This is a genomic window from Paenibacillus sp. FSL H3-0457, from assembly GCF_037981725.1.
Lineage (GTDB): Bacteria > Bacillota > Bacilli > Paenibacillales > Paenibacillaceae > Paenibacillus > Paenibacillus amylolyticus.
The window spans coordinates 1,896,646-1,922,777 of sequence record NZ_CP150283.1; the positions used below are offsets into that span (position 1 = coordinate 1,896,646).

Genomic DNA, 26,132 nt, shown 5'->3' on the forward strand with positions numbered 1-26,132 from the left:
TCACCGGATTTTACCCTTTAATAAAGGGATTGAAAAAATCTGGGGATAACAGCGATCGGAAGTTTATTCTGACCGCGTAGTGGTCCAGTGTAAAAAACACGTTCAAACTATTTAGACAGAGAGATACAGGAGGCAGAGAAAGATGAACAAGTTACAAGAAGAATTGCAGGAGTTGTTACCACTTGATCAGCTTGAAGAGATGTCAGGTGAAGAAGTGGTGGGGAGTGTTGCCATGGACCTTTATCGGGCTGAATTTTCGACGATTCGAGAAAGTGGGCCGGAACTTCCGCAAGTATTGAGAGATATCATTCTAATCATTGATCTAGATACCGAGCTGTCTATGAACGGGATGACCGGTTTCCTTGAGAATTCCAGCGGACAGTATCTGGGTGAGACGATAACAGCTATGGAGCGGATCGGCAATGATGCAGATGCCGTGATCCTGAAGAAAATAGAGCAGATGTTGTCCGAAAGCGGTGTAACGCACGGGCAATTACGAGATAATGTGAATGGCCTGTCCGAAGATGACATCACGACAACCCTGCAAACACACGGGGAACAGATTCATGAGGTATTACAGCAGATTGAACTGGAAGCCGCGAATTTGAGCATGCAATCGGATAACGAAGAAAGCTTTGACCTGCTGTATCAATATGTGGACGAAAATAAAGAACGTTTGAAACAGGAGATGCAACACGTTTTGTCTAATTGAGTGGGAAGAGGAGGCAAAATGACAATCATGAACAAACGATTAGCGCTGGAATCCTTTTTGGTTACCTTGTTATTCATCATCGGTTTTGTAGCTTGGAATGTCGTTCAAGGCATGATCATGACCATGAATTATGTACCTGATCTTACGAACACCGCTTCTTCTGTTACCCCATTGCAATCCAAGATTGCTTTTGGAAGCCGTGTTCAATGGGATACAACATCTATGATTATGGCTGTTGCCGGATTTATTTTGCTCACCGCCGCATATTACGGTCTTCGATCAGGAATGCAACGCTGGACACAGCGTTCCTGAAGTGTTGTCTAAATAGAAGACATTTCCTTACACTGCTTTTGCAGCATACCAATTGAATTTCATTTGCAATTGCCCTGAGTCCATTAGACTCAGGGTTTTTGCTATGGCTAATGTTTTTCCGCTTCGAAGGGGAAATTTTCTAGATCCAAGGTCAAGGAAGAATCCGTTACAATGATCTTGTAAGCGCTTATCGTTTTGGATAGAGAGAGGAGGAGAGACAGAGATCATGATTACAACCAATCAGATTTATCTCGATCAGACATTGCATAGCAAAGAGGATGTATTTGATTTTATATCTGCGGAGGCAGAGCGTTACAGCATCACTACAAACCGTGCACAACTTGCGGCTGATCTGTGGGAACGCGAACGTGTCTACTCCACCGGACTTCAGGATCACTTTGCGATTCCCCATACCCAGAGTGAAGTTGTAACACGTCCGGCAGTGATGGTCATTCGATTGCGGGAGCCCATTGATTGGGAATCTCATGACGGCAAGCCGGTAAAATATATTTTTGCCATCCTTGTGCCTAAAGGTCATGTAGACGTATCCCATCTGCAAATTATCTCTTCACTTGCCACCTTATTGCTGGAAGATTCATTCAAAGAGGCCATCGCAGAAGCGGTGCAGCCGGAAGATGTATATACGTTGCTTCATCAATATACGGAAGGACTGGTGTCATAATGAAAATCGTAGGTGTAACGTCATGTATCGCAGGTCTCGCCCATACCCCGATGGCCGCCAAAGCATTGGAGAAAGCAGCTCAGCAACTGGGATATGAGATCAAAGTGGAACAGCAGGGAGCCATGGGACAAGTCAATAAGTTGACGGAAGAAGATATTGCTGCAGCTAATTTTGTACTGATTGCAGCGGATCAAACGGTGAAGGACATGGATCGGTTTGGCGATAAAAAGGTCGTACGTGTCAAAATCGGTCATGCCGTAAGTCAGGCAGAAGCGGTATTAACCAAAGCTGTTGAGGCTGTGAACGCACAAGCTTAACCCCACCTTCCACATGAGGAGAGAGTACGATGAGAAAATGGTTTGGTGAAGCAAAAACACATCTAATGACAGGTATCTCCTATCTGCTGCCGGTCATTATCGCGGGTTCCCTGGTCGTTGCCATCTGTAAAATTATCGCACTATCAATGGGCATTACTGATCTTGATCCGTATAAAGATGGAAGCGGATTCTTGCATATTTTATATCTCGTGCAAAATGTAGGATGGAGCGGCATCGGGCTATTGACGATTGTCCTGTCCGGTTACATTGCCTACTCCATTGCTGACAAACCTGCGCTGGCCGCAGGTCTGATCGGCGGGGTGCTGGCACAGCAGACCAACGCTGGTTTCTTGGGCGCATTAATCTCCGGTTTTTTTGCCGGATACATCACCTTGTGGGTCAAAAACAAAGTTAAGATTACAGGTCCGGCCGCTGGCTCGGTACCGTTAATCATTTTACCGCTGATTACCGTAGGTTTAACCGGATTTCTGATGGCAGTCATTCTGGGTGGCCCGCTGGGCGCGCTGAATGAGTATCTCATTGCTTGGGTTCAAAACATGAGCCAGAGCGGAACCAATACGGTTGTGCTTGCCATTATTCTGGGGGCAATGATTGGATTCGATCTCGGCGGACCCGTCAACAAAGCGGCATGGATGGCAGGCAATGCCCTGTTCCTGTCCGGTGTCTATCTGCCGAATATTTTCATTAATATTGCCATCTGCATTCCGCCGCTTGGTTATGGTTTGGCAACATTGCTGATGAAGAAACGTTTTTCCAAAACCTATCAGGAAGCGGGAAAAGGTGCAGTGATCATGGGTGTGATCGGTATCACGGAAGGTGCAATTCCGTTCACACTGCGTAACCCTGCCAAAATGATTCTGGTCAACATGTTTGCCTGTGCAACGGGCGCTGCCTTGACTGCACTGCTGGGAGCACATATCATCATGCCACCAATTGGCGGCTTATATGGAGCTGTGTCAGTAGGTACCCCAATCGCGTACCTTGCCGGAGGCATTGTCGGTGCACTAATCGTGGCGGGGGGCACCATGCTGGTGAACTTCCGTGATGAAGAAGAGAAACAACCTGCCAAGACTCAGGAAGCTTCAGTGAAGAAAAACGGGGAAGAAATCGAACTCGTTTTTGACTAAAAGTACATGTTCAAAAAGATCGGTTTTCAGTATCTTGAACAACCTTTAAAAAGCATCTGGAGGGATATAGAGATATGAGTGAGAGAAATCGTACCAAAGTACATGTGATTCCACATACACACTGGGACCGGGAATGGTATTTTACGACCTCCCGTTCCAAAGTGTATCTTGTCAAACACGTCAAGGAAGTATTGAACGCACTGGAGAATATCGATGGATTTCATTATTACCTGTTGGATGCACAAGGCTCTCTGCTGGATGATTACATCCGCTGGTGTCCCGAAGATGAGGAACGGATCCGCCAACTGGTTTCTGCCAAACGACTGATGACGGGACCCTGGTATACACAGACGGATCAATTGGTGATTTCCAGTGAATCCATGGTCCGAAACCTGTATTATGGTATGAAAACAGCACAAAAGTACGGACATGCGATGAAGGTTGGTTATGTCCCGGATGCATTTGGACAATCGGCACAGATGCCGCAGATCTATCGGGAGTTTGGCATTGAACGTTTCCTGTTCTGGCGTGGTGTCTCGGATAATACGAATCCACATACCGAGTTTACGTGGGAAGGGTCGGATGGCAGTCGTGTATTTGCTGTACAGATGCCATTCGGGTATTACTACGGTGGTAACATTCCGGAAAATGAAGAAGATCTGATCCCTTATTTGGAGAAACAGATTGGTGCGCTGGAACGCAAAGCCTCCACCAAACATATCTATTTCCCTAATGGGTTTGATCAGGCGCCTGTGCGATTGAATCTGCCGGAGTTGATTAAACGGTTCAATGCACTGGATACAGAACGCGAATATGTGATGAATGAACCGGAACGTTTTCTGGCGGAGATCGAAGCGGATAGTCAGGATCTGCCTGTACTTCGGGGTGAATTAATGGAAGCCAAGCACATGCGGATTCACAAGTCCATTTTTTCCACCCGTGCGGATCTCAAGCAACAGAATAACCGAATTGAGAATCTGATTGCTAACACGCTCGAACCTTTACTTGCCATTAGCCATTCTCTCGGGCATGATTACCCGCATCGCATTGTGGAGGACATCTGGAAGCTGTTGTTTGAGAATGCGGCACATGACAGCATCGGTGGCTGTAACAGCGATACAACGAATCAGGACGTTGCGTTCCGTTACAAACAGGCCTATGATATCGCACTGAATTTGCTTGACCTGCATATGCGGATGATTGCTTCAACGATACAGCAGGAGGAGACATTTGCGTTCACCCTGTTCAACACGCTACCGTATGTGCGAGGCGGGGTTACTGAGATTGAAGCTTATATTCCGGAAGAATCCTTTGTGATTCGGGATACGAAGGGGCGCGAGCTGGCCTACACCATTGTGGGAAAAGTAGACCAGACCGATTATGTGCTTGGACAGCACATCGATCTCAATCCAAGCCGCAAAGTGCATCTGCCGGAACGGGTATATCGCGCCAAATTGCTGGTGGAACTGCAAGAGGTCCCGGCGATGGGTTACACCCAGATTGTTTTTGATTTCAGTCAGGGCGCTGCACCTGTCATTGAACGACGTAACGAGGACAAGATTGAAAATGAACATTTCACTATTGCGCTGCAAGCAAACGGCACCTTGCAAATTACAGATAAGCGATCTGGCCAAGTGTATGCGGATCAAATGGTCTTTGAAGATAACGGGGATGACGGAGATTCCTACAATTATTCTCCTCCCGAGCGGGATCTGATTGTTTCTTCGGCAGGTAGCCAGATGAGTGCGACGACCACCCAAACGTCTGTATCTCAGACACTATCCCTGCGTTTCACGTTGGATGTTCCCTACGATCTGGAAGAGCGCGCCGCAGGTATCACGTCGGGAGCATTGCCAATGCAAGTGGAGATATCTCTTCGCAAAGGAGAGAATCTGATCCGTTTCCAGGTTCAGGTGCAGAATGAGGTGTTCAGCCACCGTCTGCGTGTCCTTTTTGATACAGGAATTGCTTCCGCCCTATCCATTGCAGACCAGCCTTTCGGTGTGATTGCTCGTCCAACCTCATTGCCAGAAGTGGAAGTATGGGAGCGCGAACAATGGCAGGAGAAACCGATCACTATTGAAGCTATGCAGAGTTATGCGGGGTTGAACAACGGTACGCGTGGTATGGCTGTGATGACGGGGGGTGTACGTGAGTATGAGATTGTTGGCGAGCAAATGGATACCATTGCCCTGACCTTGTTCCGTACTTTTGGTTTCATGGGTAAGGAAAACCTGTTGTATCGTCCTGGCCGGGCCTCCGGTGAGAAAATTGTGGCTACACCTGATGCGCAATTACTTGGCGAGCTCTCCTTTACCTTTGGCCTGCATATCCAGACTTCCGGGTTCGACGAAGCGAATGTGGCCCGTGCTGCGCGTGAATATTTGACACCGATCAGCAGTTATCAGCTATGCGACTTTTTGAACGGACGACTGATCTTTGCTTTCCGCGATGAGGCACTTGTTCTTGATACAGACTATAGCCTGATGTCGTTCAGCAACGATTCCAACGTGGTGTTAAGCAGTTTCAAGAAAGCAGAGCAGAGTGACGGATACATTGTACGTGTCTTCAATCCGTATTTGTCACAGTCTGCTAACGTGAACATGCACTTTAATCAACCTGTACATGCAGAGCGTGTATCTCTTGGTGAACAACCACTGGAGCCTCAGCAGAGGCTAACCGATGGAGAAGAGGTAGTTCGTTTGCCGGAACTCGCACATTGTAAATTGATGACGGTACTTGTATCGATATAAGGTGGGCTTTAGTTTGACACAATCCTGATCAGAAGGGAGGTCGGATATCGGTATGATTTTTCCAACTAAACGGTTGAAAAAGCTGTTCCACCTCATTCATGGTGAAGGACAGGAACAGGCTTGGACGAGCCAAGCACTTGCAGACAGGCTGGAAGTTACTGTACGTACTATTCGGGATGATCTGAAAAAGCTGGATCATATCCTCGCGGGGCATGGCGGGAGCCTGGAATCCAAGCGTGGGCGGGGTTATTCCATTCGTGTGCATGATGCGAAGCGGTATAATGAGCTGTTGGAGGAACGGAAGGATGATGGGCAAAAAGGTGCTCCAGTACCTGGTTCGCCTGATGAGCGTATCCGTTATGAATTGTTCAAGCTGCTTGGTGAACCGGGTCATATCAAGATGGAAGACCTCGCTGATCAGCTGTTTATAAGCCGTGCAACAATGAACAATGATCTGAAAATCATTCGTCAGATTCTGGAGAACTACCAGCTTCAGCTTCAGATCAAGCCAGGACATGGTGTGAAGGTCGTCGGAGACGAGCAAAGGTTTCGCTATTGCCTTGCCGAGTACGCCGATGCGCGAGATGAAGAACTGGGCCCCGAAGGAATGACCGTTGCACAGGAACGTTTGTTGTATCCAATCGAACCCGCGCACATCCGCGAGATCGTCATTCGCCATGTAGGCCAACAGGATGTTCGTATTGCAGATGTGGCACTGAAAGATCTGATTACGCATCTGGCGGTTATGGTATTACGTATTAAGCAGGGGCATGAACTGGAGCGATTCGAGAAAGTGGAGGCGAATGTTCAGGATCAGCAACTTGCACAGCAGATTATTCAGGATCTGGAGTTGTTATATTCCATTCACTGTCCAGTTGGAGAGCGAGATTATCTGCTGTTGCATATTGTTAGCAAAAAAATGACCACTACCGATTGGAATGGACTTCGAAGTGACCCGTTATATGTTGCTGTACAGCAGATGCTGGGTCATATCTATGATCGGTACACCTATGATCTGCGTGATGATGAACGATTGCCGAATGATCTGTATGCCCATCTGAAGCCCATGATTACTCGCCTGGAACATGGCATGAATATGCGGAATCCACTGCTGGGACATATACGTAAATATTATCCACTGGCCTATGAGATTACGATCAGTGCAGTGAAACAGCTACAGACATATGTACCTCATGAAATCAATGACAGCGAGATCGGTTACTTGGCTCTTCACATTGGTGCAGCTTTGGAACGTAAATACCAGATTCCTCATCGCAAACGGAAATCCGTATTACTCGTCTGTGGGTCAGGATACGGCACAGCCCGTATTCTTGAATCGAGATTGCGTTCGTTATTTGCCGAGCTGGAGGTCTCTCGTGTGGTTTCGCTACGGGAGTATGAGGAGATGGGGAGTGTACCCGAAGATTTGGTTATTTCCACGATCCGGTTACGTGAGTCCAAAGGCAAACCGTCGGCTGTCATTGCTGCGATTCCATCGGAACGCGACATGGCAACGATCACTCATCTGGTGCGAACTAGTGATGAGCAGGAGGAAATGACGCTACTGCGTTACTTTGATCCAGCGTTGTTCATGTTTCGGTCCGATCAGCCTGACAAAATGACACTTATGGCTGAGATGAGCGGAGCGTTGTTGGAGAAGGGAATCGTGACGGAGCAGTTCTGGCCAGCTGTGCAGGAGCGGGAAAAGATGGCTTCAACCGCGCTTGGAAGAGGTATGGCGATTCCGCATCCCATGGAGCTGAGTTCAACCCGTACGACCGTATCTGTATGCCTGCTTGAGAAGCCGATTCCGTGGGATGAGGAGAATGAAGTACATGCTGTATTCATGTTATCCATCTGCAAAGAGGATTACGAACAGGCTATGGGGATCTATGATCTGTTTGTAGAGTTGATCCGACAGGAGGAGCAGCTGGAAAGCCTGCGATCCTGCGGCAGCTTCGATGCCTTTGCCCAACTTGTATGTGAAACGTTGAGTCTGAAAAGTACCGAAGCGTATTAATATATATATGTTCGCTAATGGATAATTACACGGACACTCCGAGTACAGAACAACCTTATGATCGCTGTTATCCTCCAACTTTTTTTAATTCCCTTTTTGAAAGGGAAAAACCGTCCTTCATCAGATTTGTGGTATTATCCCCTTTAAGTAGACACTTGAAAAAACCTTCATGTTATCATGAGGGTTCAAGTGACACTTGGAGGGGATATTTTTATGGCCAAAAAAGGACAAACATTTCACACGTATACCGAAGAATTTAAATTGAATGCGGTTAGATCCTATGTCGAAGGTTCTTCAAGTTACAAGGTGGTCGCTGATCGCGAAGGAATTCGAAACTGTTCACAACTGAAGGTGTGGGTAAAAAAATGGAAAAACGGGGAAGCATTCGATGAGCGAAAAAACAATGTTCCGAATCCACTGAAAGGACGGCCTCGTACTGCCTTTAGCAGTGTAGAAGAGGAACGGGACTACCTTCAAGCACAGGTAGATTATTTAAAAAAGCGGTATCCAAATCTAGTAAAGGAGAAGCACTAAGCCAACGGGAGAACTACGATATCATAGACGAATTGCGTTGCTCGCATGGCATTACACGCCTATTATCGATTACAGGAATACCCCGTTCCAGTTACTACAAATGGCGAGCAACACAGCCACAGCGAGACGCAAGACAAGACCGTGAGCGTGAGATCAAAGAGCGCATGATGGCTATTCATTTTGCAAATCGAGAGTTTGGTTATCCTCGCATGACAACGGCGCTCTGGGAGTCTGGTCTGAACGTTAATCACAAGAAAGTATGGCGAATCATGCGGGAACTATCGATCCAATCGGTAATTCGCAAGAAGCGGAAGAAGTCCAGCTATACGCCATCTGTGATTTATCCGAATCGCCTAAAGCGCAAATTTCATGCCACAGCACCTCAGCAAAAAATGGTGACGGATATAACTTATATTTCGGATGGAAACACGTTTGTTTACCTGTCTGTGATTCAAGACTTGTTCAACAACGAAATTGTCGCTTGGCAATTATCTAAACGGAACGATGTTCAGCTCGTATTGGATACGGTGGAACAATGGACACAAAAAAGAGACGTTTCGGAAGCCGTGCTCCATTCGGATCAGGGCTTCCAATACACGTCTCAGGTGTACAACTCACGATTAGAAGCATTCGGCGTCAAAGGCAGCCACTCTCGCAAAGCAACCTGCCTGGATAACGCATGCATCGAATCTTTCTTTTCGCATCTCAAAACAGAGAAGCTGTACCTTATCCAGTGTAATTCAGAAGCCGAGATTCGACAAGCCGTGGAAGATTACGTGTACAATTACAACTACCGACGCTTTCAAGCCAAACTCAAACAGCGCGCACCGATTGAATATCGATGCGCGCTGGCAGCATAGCTTTTTTCATCTGTCTACTTGACAGGGGTATGACCATTTGTCTGATAGAGGACGGTTTTTATTCGTTAACACAAACTATAGATTAGATATGTTTGGAAATGATTTCTTCTAGTCCTTGAGCGACAGAATGCGCCCCTCGCGCCAGATGTCTTTCATATAGATGCAGGCGGACAAAACTTTCATCCGTGCCCATCGCTTCCGAGAATATTCCACTGAGCCCACGAGCGCGGCGATCGATCTGTAATAGCAGCTCCAGCGAATCGCCCATCGGATAGAACAGCACTTCCAACTCATCCAGATGCCCACGGAATTTGTTTGTTGGTACAAATTCAAATTCCTGCACAAATGGCAGATTGCCACCCAGCTTTGGTGCATAGTCATTGGTCACTTCACGCAATTTGAAACCAAGGATATCAATTGCATCGAGCACGGTGTTCATGTCTTTGCTAGGAACAACATGCAGTCTGTCCCGGTCTGAAGGGTCTACAGCACTTGGAATATCGAGGCCCGTCTCTACCCATACCTCTGCACGATGTAGTGTAATTGGCAGATTTTCTGGCAGGTCAAATGAAAAGTCTTTCTCCAATTTGGCTCCAGGCTGTAATGTAAAACCTTCGGTGAGTAGATATTTGGCTATAACGGCTGTTTCTTTTACTTTACGATCATCGTGCTCCCGTATGTAATGGGTTTTAATTGAAAGATAGATTCGATCTACGTTCTGTTCCACATCTCCACCTTCAATGTACACAACCCCCGAGATGATTCCTCCAGGCGTGACCTCTGGTGTATGCAATTCCGTATTTACTTTGGCTGCTCCAACACCTACACTGGCTAACATTTTCTTGAAAAATGACATGCGCTCGACCTCCAGATTAGATGGTTTATTATATGGGATACATACGGCTTCGACCTTAATACGGAAGCTGGAAGAGAAGCGTTTCATATTTTAGCAAAGATATATCGTATATCCAAACAGGAGAATCGACGTACCTATGTCGAATGTTTAAATAAAGGGAATTTTTGTCAGGAGGAACTCTATGAGCATGGAATGGTACGATATGATTGCACAACGTAATGGGGGATACAAGGGTAGAGCTTTGTATACGTTGGAAGGTAACTCTGCTGAAGATATTTTTGAAGAGCGGTTGATTAAGCTTCTGCCTCAGTATACATCCGTGCTCGATGCAGGCTGTGGACATGGGGAGTTTACGTTGAAAATGTCGGAATATACCGATCACATTATAGGGTTTGATAATTCGGAAGAGATGATAAAGATAGCCCAAAACAGTCTTCATTCAAGCACGAAAACAAATGTGAAATTTGTCTGTGTAAGCACAAAAGAAAAGATGCCATTTGAAGATAAGCAATTTGGTCTGATCTATGATCGCAGAGGTCCAACTTCCATTATTGAGCATGGGAGATTGCTACAAAAGGGTGGAGTTATGATTGGTATTCATACGGATATAACAAAGGTACGTGAGCGTTTGGAAAGAAATGCTTTTAAGGAGATCAAGATTGAGGAATATAACGAGGCACTTATGATTTTCTCAGATGAAAAAGAGTTTGCCATCTTTCTCTCCGATATCCCCGGAAACCCGGATTATACACAGCCTGAGTACCGGGAACAGCTGGAAGTTAAGCTGAAGGAGAACCAGGTTGATGGTAGAATTGCTGTAAGAGAATGCAAGTATATTTGGCAGGCCATAAGGAGGTGAAGCCGATTGAACACAGAATTTTCAGAACAGAAATATGGTGAATCGGGTGTCAAAACCAGCTTCGAGCAGATGGCGAACGGGGAACAAAAATATAAAATGATAGCAGAAGATGGCAGTTATTATTGTAGAACCGTTGCTTCTTCCCACGGAGCATGGCAAAACAGTCATGTACATATCAATCTAACGGAGTTTTATGTGGTGCAAACCGGATGGATTGCGTATGCCAGTTATGGAGACGATCAGATGTTTTCGATTCGAGTGATGCGTGCAGGAGAGCACATCATTGTCCAACCTGGAATCCACCATAATATATACATGTCTGCACATAGCGCGATACATACCATCAAGCATGGATTGAACACCACCAGTGATTGGACGGCATCACCTGAGTTGGATAGGTTAACTCAATTTTTAACAGAGATGGAGCTACTCCAGAAGTGTGATTAACCAGACGGGAGGATCAGACAGATGCGTAAAAGTACAATATTTTGGATTACGGGAATAACGATAATCCTCTTGGTGTCTCTGCTCATATACAGCTATGTTATTCCAAGTGTGAGTGCCCAGGATGTAGTGATGGCAGGCACAATCAGGCAGATTGATACGGATGTAGTTGAGGTAGAGTTAGAGATAACGCGAAAAAGAGAAGACAAGGACCAGCATATGGTGTATCCCGTTGTCCCTGGATGGGAAGGGGTCACATTCACTGAAGAACAAGATGATGCGTGGTACATGCCTTCGTCTGTTGGCAGCTCCTATCTTGATCAAGTCATTCTGGAAAAGTATCTGAAGGCGCAGGGGAAGACCATGAAATCAACTGATAATCTGATAGGATTTGCGATACCTGATGAGATAGGGAGCTACAAGTTGCGGTTAACGCTCAGATCTTTGGATGGAACGACTCAGCCGCTTGAGAACCCCGTGGTGTATTATGTTCACAACGAGCATTTGTTAGGGAAGGATCTGAGTTGGGTTACGAGTGAGAATCTGGAGATCAATAAGGAGTAATCAGAATGATGAATGTATATGAATCGAATGAAATCACTGTACGTTTCTTGGACACAGAAGATGAACAACATCTGGTGAAGTGGCTGTCAGACCCGGAAGTTCTTCAATACTATGAAGGGCGTGATCGGCCGCATGATCTGGAACAGGTGAGAGAGCATTTTTACAATCAGAAAGATGGTGCTACTCGTTGTATCGTTGAGTATGGAGGACATCCGATTGGATACATTCAGTTCTATGAGCTTGAGGAAGAAGAACGAACGGAGTATGGTTATGGAGACACGGATGAGATCATCTATGGAACGGATCAGTTTATTGGTGAGGTAGAATACTGGAATAAAGGCATTGGTACACAGTTGATGCAATCCATGCTGGCTTATCTGATTAATGAAAAACAAGCCCGTAAAGTGGTTATGGACCCTCAATCCTGGAACTTGCGAGCGATATCCTGTTATGAGAAATGTGGTTTCCAAAAGATTAAGCTGTTGGAGAAACATGAGCAGCACGAAGGACAGATGCGAGACTGTTGGCTTATGGAATATGCCCTGTAGATCCTGCTTAAAGTTATTTAAATCATGTAAACAAGGAGGAATAATGGATGGATGAAAGATTTCCGATAGGACCATTTGTACACACGGGTGAAGTTACTTTGGCACAACGGGAGAAGTGGATTCAGGACATTGCTGAGTTGCCTGAACGCGCACGAGAAGCGGTAAAGGGATTGAGTGAAGAGCAATTAAGTCTACCGTATCGAGAAGGTGGATGGATGCTCAAACAGGTTATTCACCACATGGCAGACAGCCATATGAACAGTATGATTCGTTTCAAGTTGGCGCTGACAGAGGATACACCAACGATTCGGCCTTATTATGAAGAGCGCTGGGCTGAACTGAGTGATTCAAGAGACCTGGATGTCGAATTCTCGCTTCAGATTCTGGATGCCCTCCATCGTCGTTGGGTGTTTCTGTTAAACGCGCTGACAGATGCAGATTATGCCAAACAATTTTATCATCCCTCATCGGAAGAAACGACAAGACTGGATTACAATCTGGGCATGTATGCTTGGCACGGCAAACACCATGTTGCTCACATCACATCGCTTCGGGATAGATTGGGAATATAGCTATTAGAAATATCTTTTAAGGAGGATTCATCAATGAGTGTACATATCAGACTATTAAATGAGAACGATCCTGTAATCATATCAAAGGCGTTTCAGGAGCAGGGTTGGGGGAGATCCCCTGAGCAGTATCTTCATTACTTGGCTGAACAACAGAATGGGGAACGCGTAACCTTGGTAGCCGAGTTGAATGGAGAATTTGCCGGATACGCGAATGTATTGTGGAATTCCAGCTACCCGTCTTTCAGGGAACAAGGCATTCCCGAAATTAACGATTTTAATGTACTAATGAAGTTCCAGCGCCAAGGTATTGGTTCACGGTTGATGGACCGAGCAGAGGAAGTTATGCTGGAACGAACGGATGTAGCAGGCATTGGTGTAGGTGTGTTTTCCGATTATGGCAAAGCGCAAGTTCTATATGCCCATCGCGGGTACATACCAGACGGTCACGGTGTACACAAACATGATCATTACATTCAGCCGGGTGAAGAAACGATTATGGACGACGATGTTGTACTTTATCTTACGAAGAAGTTAAAAGCCACGCAATAATTTCATAATATATACAATATGAAAGATGTCATGTATATTAGTTGTAAATATCTGTTATGTGTGACTGGCGTAAACGTAGAGTGAACCACGAGGGAGCACATATATTATATGCCGTACGCCTGGGCAAAGTGTTTGATCTTTTGATCAAACACTTTATTTATTATTCAGGGAACGAAAGGACTGGTGGCGGCAATGAAAATGGCGTTTGTTTTATTTGATGGAATGACAAGCATGGATTTAGCTGGATTTTATGAAGCTGTGACTTGGCTAGCGATTCTGAAAGCAAAGGAAAACGTATCATGGACATTCTGCGCAGATAAGGAGGAAATTTCGGATGACCGTGGGCTGAAAATGAAATCCGATGCAGTATTACCTCATCTAGGGGATTTTGACCTAGTATTTTTTCCTGGTGGATTATCAACTAGAACGCTTCGATTTGATGAGGATTTTATGCGATGGGTCCGAACAGCAGAAAATGTCACATATAAAATATCTATTTGTACCGGGGCTTTACTGTTGGGGGCAGCAGGTTTCCTGAATGGAAAAAGGGCTACTACCAACTCATCTGCTTATGATTTATTGAATCCTTATTGTGCAGAAGTAATCTCAGCGCGTGTAGTGCGTGATGGTAATACGGTAACGGGTGCGGGGGTTACGGCTTCCATTGACCTGGGACTATACTTGGTCGAAATGTTAACGTCTACGGAGATTGTCCTTCAAGTTCAACAAAAACTAGAGTATCCATATTATGAAGCTGGTAATTTAAAAGATGTCTACATGCACACTAAGGGTAGGGGATAAAAAGATGACTATTCGCCTTTTTCAAGCGATTGATCAGCCAGCGGTGCTGAAAATGATGACGGATCATGATTTTCAATTCCCTTCGTTTATACGCGATCAGTATCCTGCGCGCTGGGATTTATTTTTAAAAATGACGGATGAACGTATCAGTGCTTATTATGTCATGGTTGACGAAGCAGATGTTGTCATAGGTCATGCTGGTTATATCTTTCAGCCTACTGTTAACCGATATGAAATCGTTGGCGTTGTTACATGCAAATCACACCTTCGACAGGGAGTAGCACGTGGACTAATTACAAAAATATGTATAAAAATAGCTGAATTCGGCAGTGGTGATGTCATGCTTTACACACTTGATCATGAAGAAAACGAAGCAGCGCTCGTATTTTATGAACGAATGAATTTTCAAAAAGAAGGTGTCGATATGAATTATTATACCTCGGGGTTTCATAGACTTTCACTTGTTAAAACATTATAAGGGAACTTCAAAAAACTAATTGTAGTGGAAGCATAAAAGTGTACTTCAGTTTAAGTTGCATGTACTTGCAAAGAAAGATGATCAAAAAGCTGTCTTGCATGTTATACTCTATTGGAATTTGAGGAATGATAAGCAGGATGTTAAGAGATTAGATGATCAGAGGATCAGAGGAGTGAATGATGCATGTTTAGCAAAGTCGGCCAGATTATGTTGTATGTCAACAATCAGGATGAATCACTGGCATTTTGGACGGAAGTTGCGGGGTTCCACATTGTGGATGAAGTAAACCTTGACGAGGGTATGAGATGGATTGAGATTGCGCCTACCCCAAATTCGCAGACGAGCATTATTCTTCATGACAAGGAGTTTGTGGAGCGGATGTCGGCGGGTGTAAATCTGGGCACACCTTCCTTAATGTTCTTCACCGAAAATCTGGATCAGTTATATGCCGACTTGGCTGGTAAACATGTAACGGTTGGAGAGATTGTCGAGATGCCAACGGGGCGTGTCTTCAACTTTGCTGATAACGAAGGAAATTACTTTGCAGTTTTGGAACGGGCGAAGTAAGTTACAACTTAAAACAGCACCATTGCAAGCGGTCGACATTCATGTCGGTCGTTTTTTTGTTGGGAAAAAGCTTATGTTTTGGAGTAGAAAAACGCAAGAAAAATAGAGAACTACTGGGTAAAAATGTTATAATAGAGTGTGGCTGATTTAACGAAAATGCCGAGGAATGAATAGTCGAAAATGAAGGTTTGAATGGAGCAGTTAAGGAGGAATGTGGTTGTGGAAAAGACGATTAAAAGTGTACAGGACCTATATGATATGCTCGATGCGGACTTCAGATCTGCCAAGCAATTTTGGGAACCTTTCTATGAGGATCGGAACAGACCAATACCCTTTTTCCCAAACAAACCGGATGAGAATCTGGTAGAACATGTGAACGCAGGTCTGCTGAGCTGCGGCAAGGCACTGGAACTGGGGTGTGGCCCGGGGAGAAATGCGTTGTATTTAACCCGCCAAGGATATCAGGTAGATGCTTATGATCTTTCGGAGACAGCTATTGCTTGGGCTAAAGAGAGGGCGGCAGAGGAGCAACTGGACGTGCATTTTGAATGTCGATCTGTGTTCGAATTGTCCCCAGAGCAAGAATATGATCTTGTCTACGACTCGGGTTGTCTGCACCATCTGTTGCCACATCAGCGCATTCCCTACATAGAGATGATCCACAATGCACTCCGGCCTGGAGGATACTTTGGAATGACTTGTTTTGCTCCTTGTTTTGGCGATATTGGTGGGCCTGAGATCGTTATGAATGATTGGCAGGTGTATCAAGAGAAGTCGATGCGCGGTGGTCTTGCGTTCACGGAGGAGAAGCTTCGCTACATGCTGGAAGATGGCTTTGAATGTGTGGAGTTCCGTGCAATGAAGTCGCTGGAGCAACATGAACCGTATTTTGGTGTACCTTTTCTCTGGGCCACGTTGTGGAGAAAGAAAAACTAGTAAGAATAGTGAAATAAACATGCATTGAAAATAGAGGAGGAGTGGTATCGGAATGGGAACAGAAACAGGAAAAAGACACTTTATCATTACAGGCACATCCAAAGGGATCGGTTTACAACTTGCAGAGTTATTATTGGCTAAGGGGGATTACGTTTACGGTATTTCACGCGGGGGTTCGGATCTGTTGGAATCAAGCGAGGAATGTAGCGGGCGTTACCGCCATGTTCAGTATGATCTTGCCGACCTGAATGGGATCGATGATTTGATTACACGCATATTGGACCAAATACCTTCTCAGGAAGCTGAATTCATTGGACTCATTAATAATGCAGCGATGCTGGAGCCTCTAAAACCTATCGATCAGTGCAGTGCGGCAGAGATAAGTCAAAGTCTCAACATCAGTCTCGCAGCACCAATGATATTAAGTTCCTCTTTTATTCAACAAACAAATCACCTGTCCGCCAGACGTAAAATTGTTAATCTCTCATCGGGTTCGGGAAGTTATCCCGCGCCTTCAATGGCAGTGTACTGTACATCCAAGGCAGGTATGAACATGTTCACCCAATGCGTATCTTTGGAGCAAACGGGCCAACAGAACCCTGTTGAGATTATTGCTTTTGATCCGGGGATGGTCGATACGGAATTGCAGGCTGTTGCACGAGGCAAAAGTGCAGAGGAGTTCGCCCTTGCAGGTATGTTCAATCAAGTATATGAAGCAGGCCAATTAAGATCGCCACGAGACGTAGCGATGCAGTTGATCGAGCGGATGGACGCACAGAGTGATGCAAGCCATGTAATACACACTATTGAGAGCTAATAGGATATACGTATTTCGGCTTGTTATCTTTACGAAGTATGGATACCTTTTGATATAAGCCCAACTTCCCTGTACACTGGAATCAGCGATCGGAAGAACGATTCGTAACGGTAAAGGTGATCCTGCAACAACGGAGTCTAATTACCTTATTCAACCTTAGAAGATCAGAAACGTGGTGAATCTCTTGTTTAAAATTATGCTCATTGAAGACGACGAGTCGTTATTCAGTGAAATCAAGGAACGTTTGTCCCAATGGTCATATGATGTGTATGGTGTGCAGGATTTTGGAAAGGTATTGCAGGAGTACAGCGTAATTCAGCCGCAACTGGTCATTATAGATATTCAGTTACCCCAATATGACGGGTTCCATTGGTGCCGGATCATTCGTTCGCACTCCAATGTGCCGATTATCTTTTTGTCCTCACGGGATCATCCTGCGGATATGGTTATGTCCATGCATTTGGGGGCAGATGATTTTATCCAGAAGCCTTTTCACTTCGATGTATTGATTGCCAAGATCCAAGCGACTTTGCGGAGGGTGTATAACTATAATACAGAGCATATTGAACTTCGAACCTGGCGTGGTGCTGCTATTGAATATGTGAAAAATACGTTGACCTGCGGGGATGAATCTGTCCTGTTGACCAAAAACGAAATGTTCATTCTTAAAGTGCTGGTCGAGCATAAAAATCAGATTGTTACCCGTGAGGACCTCATCCGGAGCTTGTGGGATCATGAGCATTTCGTGAGCGACAATACGCTGACGGTTAACGTTAATCGGTTACGGAAGAAGCTTGAACCCATCGGCTTGGAGCGTTACATTGAAACCAAAGTAGGTCAGGGGTACATGGCAACGGAAGAGGCAGAAGCATGATCGGAAAGTACATACGAGAAAGGGCTAGTTGGTTATGGCTACTGGTAAGCATGCAACTTATTATTTTATTGGTGGCCTACCTGGACTCGTCCATTCCATTCCAATCTGTGGTGTATATCGTAGGACTGAATGTGGTGGTATGCCTTGTTTTTATCTGGGCGAGATACCTGAAAGAGACCCGTTTCTATAAAAAGTTGAGCATCTGGGATCATACCTATGATCTGGGAGAACTTGATATCGCCGAAAGTCCATATGAGCAGATTGTACATGAGGCCGTCAGTTCCCAGACACAGCGGTATCGTAAGGAGTCTTCACATCATTTTATCGCTCTGGAACAGGAGAAGGACGAGATGTTGTCCTGGATTCATGAGGTGAAGACCCCACTGACTGCGTTGCAACTGATGATCGAGCGCTTGCCAGATGACAAGTTACAGAGCCAAATGACATATGAATGGTTACGAATTCATCAGTTGCTGGATCAGCAGCTTCATCAGAAGCGTATTCCGTTTATGCATAATGATCTGTTCATCGAAGAGACGGAACTTGAACCAGTATTGAATAGCGAGATACGAGCTTTGAAATCGTGGTGCATTTCCAAAGGCATTGGCTTTGATGTGTCTTTAATGGTATCGCGCGTGCTCACAGACAGCAAATGGTTAGGCTTCATCCTCCGGCAGTTGTTGAGCAATGCGGTGAAATATAGCGATTCATCGGACATCCTCATTGAAAGTTGGGAACAGGATGGACACATCATACTCATGATTCAGGATCACGGGCGAGGGATTGAGACTCAAGATCTGCCGCGTATATTTGATAAAGGATTTACGTCTACCCGAGGCAGAATGGATGGAGCGGCTACCGGGATGGGGCTGTATCTGGTTCGTCAGGTGGTCCAGACGCTTCATGTGAACATTCATGTAGAATCTTCTCTTGGCGAGGGCACAACCGTCACACTTACTTTTCCGCGAAAAAACGACATGGTGCATCTTGCAGGCGTGTGACAACAATGTCACATGCTTTTTGGTTTTGTTCGGTGAATCACACGATAACACTGCACATCCCGATTATGATATAGACACGAGCATTTTGCAGAAGATCTAAGAGGAGTGAGCGGGATATGTGGATACTGGAAGCCAAAAAAATTCATAAAGTCTATGGTAATAAATTAAATAAACAGGAAGTGCTGAAGGGAATTGATCTTGGGGTAAGCAAGGGAGAGTTTGTTGGTATTATGGGGCCTTCGGGTTCGGGTAAAACAACGCTGCTTAATGTACTTTCCTCCATTGATCGGGTGAGCCAGGGCACGATTGATATTGAGGGCAAGGAATTCACCGGAATGAAGGAGAAACAGCTGGCTGAGTTCCGCAAACATCATTTGGGCTTTATTTTTCAGGAATATAATCTGCTGGATACCCTTACGGTAAAGGAAAATGTATTATTACCGCTCTCGATCACGAGCATTCCAAAGCAGGAGGCACACCAGAAGTTTGAACAGATCGCCCGTGAACTGGGAATCTACGAATTGAAAGACAAGTATCCATCTGAGATTTCAGGGGGTCAGAAGCAGCGGACTTCGGCAGCAAGAGCATTTGTCCACGAGCCGAGTATCATTTTTGCGGATGAGCCGACAGGAGCGCTGGATTCCAAGTCCGCTTCGGATCTGCTCGGCAAGTTAAGTGATATGAACAGCGCACGAAAAGCGACTATTATTATGGTTACCCATGATCCGGTTGCCGCAAGTTATTGCAGCAGAGTGATCTTTATTCGAGACGGTCAGATCTACACCCAGTTGAATAAAGGAGACGAGTCACGGCAATCGTTCTTCAACGATATTATCAAAACCCAAGGCGTATTGGGTGGTGTGCAGCAATGAGCTTGAATTATATTATCTTCCGCAATCTCAGAAAAAATCTGAAGAATTATTATCTCTATGTATTTGCGCTTGTGTTCAGTGTGGCCTTGTATTTTTCCTTTGTGACGTTACAGTATGATCCTTCCATGGATGAGGTAGCTGCTTCAACAAAAGGTGCGGCGGCTATAGGCGCATCTTCAGTACTATTAATCGTTATTGTCGGCATCTTTTTGCTCTATGCCAATACGATCTTTATCAAGCGACGTAGCAATGAAATTGGATTATTTCAATTGATCGGACTGACGAAAGGCAGAATTTTTGGTATTTTGAGTGCGGAGAACAGTATTCTTTATTTTGGCTCCATGGCCATTGGTGTGTTAATTGGGTTTCTTGCGTCCAAGCTGGTATTGATGATATTGTTCAAAATTCTCGGTGTGGACGCGATTACGAAATTGTATTTCTCTCCGATGGCACTGATGCAAACGGTGATTGTCTTTACGATGATATATCTACTCATCATGCTGATGAACTACACTTTTATCAAGAGACAGAGTATTCTCTCGCTCTTTCGGGTGTCGGCCACTACGGAGCAGCAGGTGCAGAAGATGTCATTTGGACAGATGATTGTTGGCGTCTTGGGTATTGCTCTGATTGTGTATGGATACTTCATGTCTGCACGGCTGTTCAGCGGTGAGGCAATGGATATGCAGCAGTTGATGTATACGATGATCCTGATTCTCTTCTCGGTCATACTGGGGACATACCTGTTCTATAAGGGTTCGGTAAGTTTTATCTTTAATCTGATTCGCAAAAGTAAAAACGGATACCTATCCATTTATGAGGTGTTGTCTTTATCTTCAATCATGTTCCGCATGAAGTCCAATGCATTGCTGCTTACAATTATTACAACCGTATCGGCGCTTGCTATTGGCATGCTGTCACTCAGTTACATTTCGTATTATTCCGCAGAGGCTCAGGCGAAAGAAAGCTTGCCGGAGGATTTCTCTTTTGCTCAGGTTGATGTGAAAAATCGCTTTGTAACGGATTTGGAACACAAACAGATTCCATATGAAGAGAAGCATAGACAGCCCATTTATATTGAAATTGATGCTCATAAAGTGATGGATGAGTCCATGACGGAAAAGTACCTGTTCAGTAGTGTGTTGAGTGACAAGATGGTAGATAACATTGATCTGCAACCAGGCGAAGCGGTCTTCATGGGATACGGAAATGCCATTCAGCAGTTGATTTCCATTCAGGAGACAGGTCCAATTGTCTTGCATGGATTGAAGCGAACGCTAGACCAACAACTGATCGGAACCACCCAAAAGGGGGTTCTTCCTGGATACTATTCTGGGGGCACGCCTGTAGCGGTAGTAGATGAAACGGTATACCAGCAGTTGCGGCAGGATCTCGATCCCGAGCTGCAAAAATCCGAGTGGGCGGATTACTATGGTGTACGTATTCTGAATGAGGGGCAGGCTGAAGAGGCATATGCCGTATATAAGGAGCTACAGTTGGAAGCACCGAGCTTCTCCCAGATTGAGTTCAGAAATAACCAACGTAATAATATGGGCTTAATTATGTTCATTGTTGGTTTCCTTGGTTTGACGTTCTTGATTACATCGGGATGTATCCTGTACTTTAAACAAATGAATGAGAGTGAAGAGGAGAAGGGGAATTATACCATTCTGCGAAAACTCGGATTTACGCAAGGCAATCTGTTGCGTGGAATTCAGATCAAGCAGTTGTTTAACTTTGGTATTCCGCTTATGGTGGGGTTGAGTCATAGTTACTTTGCCGTGAAATCAGGTTGGTTTTTCTTTGGTACGGAGCTGGCGACACCTACGGTCATTGTCATGATAGTCTATACATTGTTATATTCGATCTTTGGTCTGTTGTCTGTGTGGTACTATAAACGGGTGATTAAGGAAGCTTTGTAGAATTGGGATCACGAGTATGCTGATATAGCAAAATAGGTTGAGTAAAGGGCAGCTGTATTGTTTACAGACTGCCCTTTTTTCTTGCAGAAATAAATATAGCTTTATGAAAAAAAGGATGATTATGGAATTGAGTCGAAATGATGATAGAGTCCATGCTTCTGATTCATGTATAACGGTGAAACGAGGGGAGTGGAGTAGCGTGCCTGGAGTTCTATATGCCTCGAAGAAAGAGTTAAGTGAGACGATTCGACGCACCTATGAATTGTTTGAGGGTGAGTTCAATGACATCCATAACAGCGACAAAGATAAGTGGGTTGAAGGTGTAGATAAGACGCCTGCCCAGATGATCGCGTACCAGTTAGGTTGGATGAACCTGGTGATGGGTTGGGAGCGAAATGAACAGTTGGGAAATGAATGTCATATGCCGGCCCCAGGATATAAATGGAACCAACTAGGGTCATTAAATGAATCATTTTACGAAAAGTATTCAGGGTGTACGCTGGAGGAGCTGCGCTCTTTGTTTCGGGAGATAGAACAACAATGGCAGAACTGGATTGACTCGCTGAGCGAAGAGGAATTATTTGTACAAGGGATAAGACAGTGGACGGGGACCAAGCCCGGATGGGCTATGGTGAAGTGGATCCAGATTAATTCGGTAGCTCCTTTTAAATCCTTTCGGACCCGAATTCGTAAATGGAAAAAAGGTCACTTAGCCAACATGGATGAGGGGAGAATAGATGTCTAATGAATCTGGCAAATAAAATCACGTTGGCTAGAATCGCGTTGATTCCATTGTTTATGATCTGTTTTCTCAATCAGCAAAGCGTGATGATTGCACTAATTATATTTGCAGTAGCAGCTGGTACGGATAAATTGGATGGATATGTGGCGAGAAAATATAATCAGATCACGAATCTGGGAAAGTTGCTTGATCCACTGGCGGATAAACTGTTGATTGCGGTAGCGCTGATCATGATGGTTCAGGAGAATATGATCAGTTCATGGATTGCTGTAATCATTATAGGACGTGAAATTGTCATTACTGCATTGCGAATGGTAGCCACAGAACAGGGTATTGCTCTTGCAGCTGATCGTTATGGAAAAATCAAAATGGTGCTTCAGGTGGCAGCCATCATTGCCATTTTGTTGAATAATGTTCCGTTTAGTTTGCTGATTGATATCAGAGTGGATGTGGCATTACTATGGGGTGCAACAGGCGTTACTCTCTTATCCGGAATGAATTACATTATCGTAAATTATAAACTGTTGAGATAAAAGGAGTGATTAGGAGATGTCCCAAATCAATATTAATCCAAGTACTTCAGAGGATTCAGAGTATGTTCGCCAGCAACTTATCGCATTTAATGCTGCACATGTGAGCGAGGAATTAAGGCATCGGTACGAAGAACTGAATTTCAATATCAAAAATGAGACCGGCGAGATTGTTGCAGGTGTGCTTAGCACACTTTGCTGGAACTGGCTGGAGGTTGATATTCTTTGGGTGGATTCTGAACAACGGCATCGGGGATATGGTTCACAGTTGTTGCTTGAAGTTGAGCGAATTGCGCGAGAGAAATCTTGTGATTTTGTCATGTTGAACACCTTCTCCTATCAAGCACCGGAATTTTACAAGAAACATGGCTACCAATTGATCACAACGATCGAGAATGCACCGACTGGACACAGTCATTATTATTTTAAAAAGGACCTCACTTAAGACAAAGCATACGAAATAGGAAAAATCAGGAGGGTTATGATGGTTACCATTAAAGGAATCGAACTTGAAGATTTACCGGCACTAAGCCAGCTATACCATGAGTTGATGGGAATGCCTACTAATGAGCAGCAGATGAAAAAGATGTTCCATTACATACAACAGAATGGTCATTATCATGTGCTTGGGGCATTTTACAATGGCAAGCTGGTTGGGTCCGTTATGGGGGTTGAGTGTATGGATCTGGTGGGGCCATGCAAACCGTTCATGGTTGTGGAGAATGTGATTGTATCGGATCAGGTACGCAGGCAGGGCATTGGGCAGAGGTTAATGCTCCAGATTGAGCGGATTGCAAAAGATATGGGTTGTGGTTACATGATTCTGGTGTCTGGCGATCAGCGTAAGGAAGCACATATATTTTATGAGAAGTTAGGTTTCAAGGATGAGAAGGTTCAGGGTTACCGAAAGCATCTTTAACAGACAGTTCAAGTGAAAATTTCTTACACAAGTGGAAGGATTACTTAAGGAACACGGCGAATAAGGCATAGTCTTAATAAAAGAAACGAATAAGAGGGAGGCACTCTTGTGTTCAAAAAATGGGCTAATGTTTTCATGATTCTGAGCCTGGTATTCGCCGTATGTTCCCCAACCTCCTATGCTGCCGCCAAAACGGTCAAGGTAACCGTGACGTTGGTGAGCGCGGAGCTTGTCGAGAATAACTCTGTCGGTAATGAGTGGGCCATCGGAGCAAGTGTGAACGGCAAAGATCTGGAAGAGGGTTCATCGGTCACCTTAAATCTGAAATCCACAGGTACGTTGAAACTGGAGGCCATCGCCGAAGAACAGGACAAAATTCCCGATTACGGGAGTAAAAGCACTAACGTCAAACTATCTTCGTTCTCCAAATCAACCAACAAGACACTTTCCGTGGTGGTGACCGAGAACAGAGGTCGATATTCTGGTAACACAGCGACTTGGGCGTTCAAGTTTAAGATTAGCAAGAAGTGAATAGGAACCATCCGTGAGAAAGGGAGCCTAGCTCTCTTTTTTTAATGCGCAGATAATGGTGAACTGAAGGAAGACGACGTTTCGAGTCACGCTGATCTTTGTTAAACTAATGAGAACAACAGTATAGAATTAAAAGATGTATTTTGAAAAAAAAGTACATAGGAGGTTAACACAATCATGCGTATCGTAGATAACATTAAAGTCTGGGGGGAGCCGCTGGAGAACGCCGTAAGTCAGGCGGTGACTTGCTCGCAATATGGAGATGTATTGGGTGTGGCTCTGATGGCCGATCATCACAAAGGTTACTCGCAACCCATCGGTGGTGTTGTCGCTTATCGGAATATGATCAGCCCGTCAGGTGTCGGATATGATATTGCCTGTGGCAATAAGGCTGTGCGTACAAATCTGATGTGGGAAGATATTCGGGATCAGATTGTAACGATCATGGATGACATCAATTCGACCATTTCTTTCGGCGTGGGTCGTAACAATCCAACACCCGTGGATCATGAGCTGTTCGACGACGCGAGCTGGAAGCTGTTTGATACCATTGAACCGGGATTACAACATAAGCTGAAGACACTTGCACGCAACCAACTCGGAACCGTAGGCAGTGGCAATCATTTCGTGGATATTTTTGTAGAAGAGGCAACGGGGAAGGTGTGGATTGCAAATCATTTTGGCAGCCGCGGGTTCGGTCATAAAGTGGCGAGTGGGTTCCTTAACCTTGCCGCAGGGCGTCAGTTCAGTGGCAAAGCGCCGGGCGAATCGATGGATCAACCGCCTACGTTGTTTGACCTGAACAGCGAAATGGGTGATATGTATTGGGATGGAATGACTTTGGCGGGCAGATACGCCTATGCAGGACGTGATTATGTCATTGAACAGGTGCTCGGAATTCTCGGGGCAAGTGCTGAATACGCCGTTCATAATCATCACAACTTTGCCTGGAAGGAACAACACATGGGTGAAGAGGTAGTTGTGGTCCGCAAAGGTGCAACGCCACTGGCACCCGGGCAACTCGGTTTTGTCGGAGGAAGCATGGGAGATATCTCGGTAATTGTGGAGGGCATCCACAGCGAGGAGAATACCGAATCATTCCGCAGCACTGTGCACGGAGCAGGGCGGACGATGAGCAGAACCCAGGCGGCTGGCAAAATGAACTACAAACTCCGTACACGCATGGGCGGTGAGATTAGCGAAGCACAGATGCATGAGGCAATTCGTGCTTATGGTGTTGAGGTGCGGGGAGCGGGCACAGATGAAAGTCCGTTTGTGTACAAGAAGCTACAAGACGTACTGAACGCACATGCGAATACGTTGAAGATCAACCATGTACTGCGTCCCGTTGGTGTCGCCATGGCCGGAGGTAATGAATTCGATCCATACAAGGATTAGTTAGAAAAGAGGGT

Annotated in this window: 31 protein-coding genes and 1 riboswitch; of the genes, 30 read left to right on the forward strand and 1 reads right to left on the reverse strand. The window is 45.1% G+C overall.

Annotation, left to right across the window (positions count from 1 at the left end; translation table 11 throughout):
- Positions 1 to 142 precede the first annotated feature (142 nt).
- From MHH25_RS08570 to MHH25_RS08610, 9 genes are all read left to right on the forward strand, one after another.
- Positions 143 to 712: a hypothetical protein gene (locus MHH25_RS08570; RefSeq protein WP_340019789.1), complete on the forward strand. Its 570-nt coding sequence runs from the start codon at positions 143 to 145 to the stop codon at positions 710 to 712.
- Positions 713 to 739: 27 nt separating this feature from the next.
- Positions 740 to 1,024, forward strand: coding sequence for a hypothetical protein (locus MHH25_RS08575; protein WP_133120487.1), 285 nt, complete (start codon positions 740 to 742; stop codon positions 1,022 to 1,024).
- A 226-nt stretch (positions 1,025 to 1,250) separates the two neighbouring features.
- The gene (locus tag MHH25_RS08580) at positions 1,251 to 1,706 is read left to right on the forward strand and encodes a PTS sugar transporter subunit IIA (RefSeq protein ID WP_076209284.1); all 456 of its coding nucleotides are present in this window, start codon (positions 1,251 to 1,253) and stop codon (positions 1,704 to 1,706) included.
- Positions 1,706 to 2,023 carry a fructose PTS transporter subunit IIB gene (locus MHH25_RS08585; RefSeq protein WP_017689749.1) on the forward strand — a complete coding sequence of 106 codons (318 nt, stop codon included), beginning with the start codon at positions 1,706 to 1,708 and terminating at the stop codon, positions 2,021 to 2,023. Before MHH25_RS08580 ends, MHH25_RS08585 begins: the two co-directional genes overlap by 1 nt.
- Before the next feature lie 29 nt (positions 2,024 to 2,052).
- Positions 2,053 to 3,171: a PTS fructose transporter subunit IIC gene (locus tag MHH25_RS08590; protein WP_036610325.1), complete on the forward strand. Its 1,119-nt coding sequence runs from the start codon at positions 2,053 to 2,055 to the stop codon at positions 3,169 to 3,171.
- A 74-nt stretch (positions 3,172 to 3,245) separates the two neighbouring features.
- Complete coding sequence (mngB, locus tag MHH25_RS08595) at positions 3,246 to 5,924, forward strand: mannosylglycerate hydrolase (protein WP_340019790.1); 2,679 nt, start codon at positions 3,246 to 3,248, stop codon at positions 5,922 to 5,924.
- A gap of 52 nt (positions 5,925 to 5,976) precedes the next feature.
- Positions 5,977 to 7,944: a BglG family transcription antiterminator gene (locus tag MHH25_RS08600; RefSeq protein WP_340019792.1), complete on the forward strand. Its 1,968-nt coding sequence runs from the start codon at positions 5,977 to 5,979 to the stop codon at positions 7,942 to 7,944.
- A gap of 213 nt (positions 7,945 to 8,157) precedes the next feature.
- Positions 8,158 to 8,478 carry a transposase gene (locus tag MHH25_RS08605; protein WP_076319340.1) on the forward strand — a complete coding sequence of 107 codons (321 nt, stop codon included), beginning with the start codon at positions 8,158 to 8,160 and terminating at the stop codon, positions 8,476 to 8,478.
- 23 nt (positions 8,479 to 8,501) lie between these two features.
- The gene (locus MHH25_RS08610) at positions 8,502 to 9,338 is read left to right on the forward strand and encodes an IS3 family transposase (RefSeq protein WP_340020477.1); all 837 of its coding nucleotides are present in this window, start codon (positions 8,502 to 8,504) and stop codon (positions 9,336 to 9,338) included.
- Between the two features lie 82 nt (positions 9,339 to 9,420).
- Here the strand turns inward: MHH25_RS08610 and MHH25_RS08615 are convergent, their stop codons facing one another.
- Positions 9,421 to 10,194, reverse strand: a complete 774-nt coding sequence (locus MHH25_RS08615; RefSeq protein ID WP_340019793.1) for a sporulation protein — start codon at positions 10,192 to 10,194, stop codon at positions 9,421 to 9,423.
- A gap of 181 nt (positions 10,195 to 10,375) precedes the next feature.
- Here MHH25_RS08615 and MHH25_RS08620 point away from each other — a divergent pair, with 181 nt between their 5' ends.
- From MHH25_RS08620 to MHH25_RS08720, 21 genes are all read left to right on the forward strand, one after another.
- Positions 10,376 to 11,053 (forward strand): class I SAM-dependent methyltransferase, encoded by a 678-nt coding sequence (locus tag MHH25_RS08620; RefSeq protein ID WP_036669601.1) that lies wholly within the window; start codon positions 10,376 to 10,378, stop codon positions 11,051 to 11,053.
- 6 nt (positions 11,054 to 11,059) lie between these two features.
- Complete coding sequence (locus MHH25_RS08625) at positions 11,060 to 11,500, forward strand: hypothetical protein (RefSeq protein ID WP_340019794.1); 441 nt, start codon at positions 11,060 to 11,062, stop codon at positions 11,498 to 11,500.
- Positions 11,501 to 11,521: 21 nt separating this feature from the next.
- On the forward strand, positions 11,522 to 12,061 hold the full coding sequence (locus MHH25_RS08630) for a hypothetical protein (protein WP_340019795.1): 540 nt from the start codon (positions 11,522 to 11,524) through the stop codon (positions 12,059 to 12,061).
- An 8-nt stretch (positions 12,062 to 12,069) separates the two neighbouring features.
- Positions 12,070 to 12,609 carry a GNAT family N-acetyltransferase gene (locus MHH25_RS08635; protein WP_315370630.1) on the forward strand — a complete coding sequence of 180 codons (540 nt, stop codon included), beginning with the start codon at positions 12,070 to 12,072 and terminating at the stop codon, positions 12,607 to 12,609.
- A 47-nt stretch (positions 12,610 to 12,656) separates the two neighbouring features.
- On the forward strand, positions 12,657 to 13,181 hold the full coding sequence (locus tag MHH25_RS08640) for a YfiT family bacillithiol transferase (RefSeq protein ID WP_036610311.1): 525 nt from the start codon (positions 12,657 to 12,659) through the stop codon (positions 13,179 to 13,181).
- Positions 13,182 to 13,214: 33 nt separating this feature from the next.
- Complete coding sequence (locus MHH25_RS08645; RefSeq protein WP_340019796.1) at positions 13,215 to 13,730, forward strand: GNAT family N-acetyltransferase; 516 nt, start codon at positions 13,215 to 13,217, stop codon at positions 13,728 to 13,730.
- A gap of 50 nt (positions 13,731 to 13,780) precedes the next feature.
- Positions 13,781 to 13,862: riboswitch (ZMP/ZTP riboswitch) on the forward strand.
- A gap of 60 nt (positions 13,863 to 13,922) precedes the next feature.
- The gene (locus MHH25_RS08650) at positions 13,923 to 14,531 is read left to right on the forward strand and encodes a DJ-1/PfpI family protein (RefSeq protein ID WP_338708160.1); all 609 of its coding nucleotides are present in this window, start codon (positions 13,923 to 13,925) and stop codon (positions 14,529 to 14,531) included.
- 4 nt (positions 14,532 to 14,535) lie between these two features.
- Positions 14,536 to 15,009, forward strand: a complete 474-nt coding sequence (locus MHH25_RS08655; protein WP_017689738.1) for a GNAT family N-acetyltransferase — start codon at positions 14,536 to 14,538, stop codon at positions 15,007 to 15,009.
- A 183-nt stretch (positions 15,010 to 15,192) separates the two neighbouring features.
- Positions 15,193 to 15,576, forward strand: coding sequence for a VOC family protein (locus MHH25_RS08660; protein WP_036610305.1), 384 nt, complete (start codon positions 15,193 to 15,195; stop codon positions 15,574 to 15,576).
- Positions 15,577 to 15,768: 192 nt separating this feature from the next.
- On the forward strand, positions 15,769 to 16,512 hold the full coding sequence (locus MHH25_RS08665) for a class I SAM-dependent methyltransferase (RefSeq protein WP_340019798.1): 744 nt from the start codon (positions 15,769 to 15,771) through the stop codon (positions 16,510 to 16,512).
- Between the two features lie 52 nt (positions 16,513 to 16,564).
- Positions 16,565 to 17,329 (forward strand): SDR family NAD(P)-dependent oxidoreductase, encoded by a 765-nt coding sequence (locus MHH25_RS08670; protein WP_340019800.1) that lies wholly within the window; start codon positions 16,565 to 16,567, stop codon positions 17,327 to 17,329.
- 184 nt (positions 17,330 to 17,513) lie between these two features.
- Positions 17,514 to 18,203 (forward strand): response regulator transcription factor, encoded by a 690-nt coding sequence (locus MHH25_RS08675; RefSeq protein WP_017689733.1) that lies wholly within the window; start codon positions 17,514 to 17,516, stop codon positions 18,201 to 18,203.
- The gene (locus MHH25_RS08680; protein ID WP_340019801.1) at positions 18,200 to 19,204 is read left to right on the forward strand and encodes a sensor histidine kinase; all 1,005 of its coding nucleotides are present in this window, start codon (positions 18,200 to 18,202) and stop codon (positions 19,202 to 19,204) included. The genes MHH25_RS08675 and MHH25_RS08680 overlap by 4 nt, the downstream gene beginning before the upstream one ends.
- A 116-nt stretch (positions 19,205 to 19,320) precedes the next feature.
- Entirely contained in the window at positions 19,321 to 20,076 is a 756-nt protein-coding gene (locus MHH25_RS08685) for an ABC transporter ATP-binding protein (RefSeq protein ID WP_036669625.1), read from the forward strand.
- Positions 20,073 to 21,998, forward strand: a complete 1,926-nt coding sequence (locus MHH25_RS08690) for an ABC transporter permease (protein WP_340019802.1) — start codon at positions 20,073 to 20,075, stop codon at positions 21,996 to 21,998. Before MHH25_RS08685 ends, MHH25_RS08690 begins: the two co-directional genes overlap by 4 nt.
- Positions 21,999 to 22,197: 199 nt before the next feature.
- A complete protein-coding gene (locus tag MHH25_RS08695) occupies positions 22,198 to 22,743 on the forward strand; it encodes a ClbS/DfsB family four-helix bundle protein (RefSeq protein ID WP_340019804.1) in 546 nt (181 codons plus the stop codon).
- Positions 22,743 to 23,273 carry a CDP-diacylglycerol--glycerol-3-phosphate 3-phosphatidyltransferase gene (pgsA, locus tag MHH25_RS08700; RefSeq protein ID WP_340019805.1) on the forward strand — a complete coding sequence of 177 codons (531 nt, stop codon included), beginning with the start codon at positions 22,743 to 22,745 and terminating at the stop codon, positions 23,271 to 23,273. The genes MHH25_RS08695 and pgsA overlap by 1 nt, the downstream gene beginning before the upstream one ends.
- A 16-nt stretch (positions 23,274 to 23,289) precedes the next feature.
- On the forward strand, positions 23,290 to 23,715 hold the full coding sequence (locus MHH25_RS08705; protein WP_036669633.1) for a GNAT family N-acetyltransferase: 426 nt from the start codon (positions 23,290 to 23,292) through the stop codon (positions 23,713 to 23,715).
- Positions 23,716 to 23,751: 36 nt separating this feature from the next.
- On the forward strand, positions 23,752 to 24,189 hold the full coding sequence (locus MHH25_RS08710) for a GNAT family N-acetyltransferase (protein WP_339286250.1): 438 nt from the start codon (positions 23,752 to 23,754) through the stop codon (positions 24,187 to 24,189).
- Between the two features lie 108 nt (positions 24,190 to 24,297).
- Entirely contained in the window at positions 24,298 to 24,720 is a 423-nt protein-coding gene (locus MHH25_RS08715) for a hypothetical protein (RefSeq protein ID WP_264930265.1), read from the forward strand.
- 177 nt (positions 24,721 to 24,897) lie between these two features.
- Positions 24,898 to 26,118: an RtcB family protein gene (locus MHH25_RS08720; RefSeq protein WP_340019807.1), complete on the forward strand. Its 1,221-nt coding sequence runs from the start codon at positions 24,898 to 24,900 to the stop codon at positions 26,116 to 26,118.
- Positions 26,119 to 26,132 lie beyond the last annotated feature (14 nt).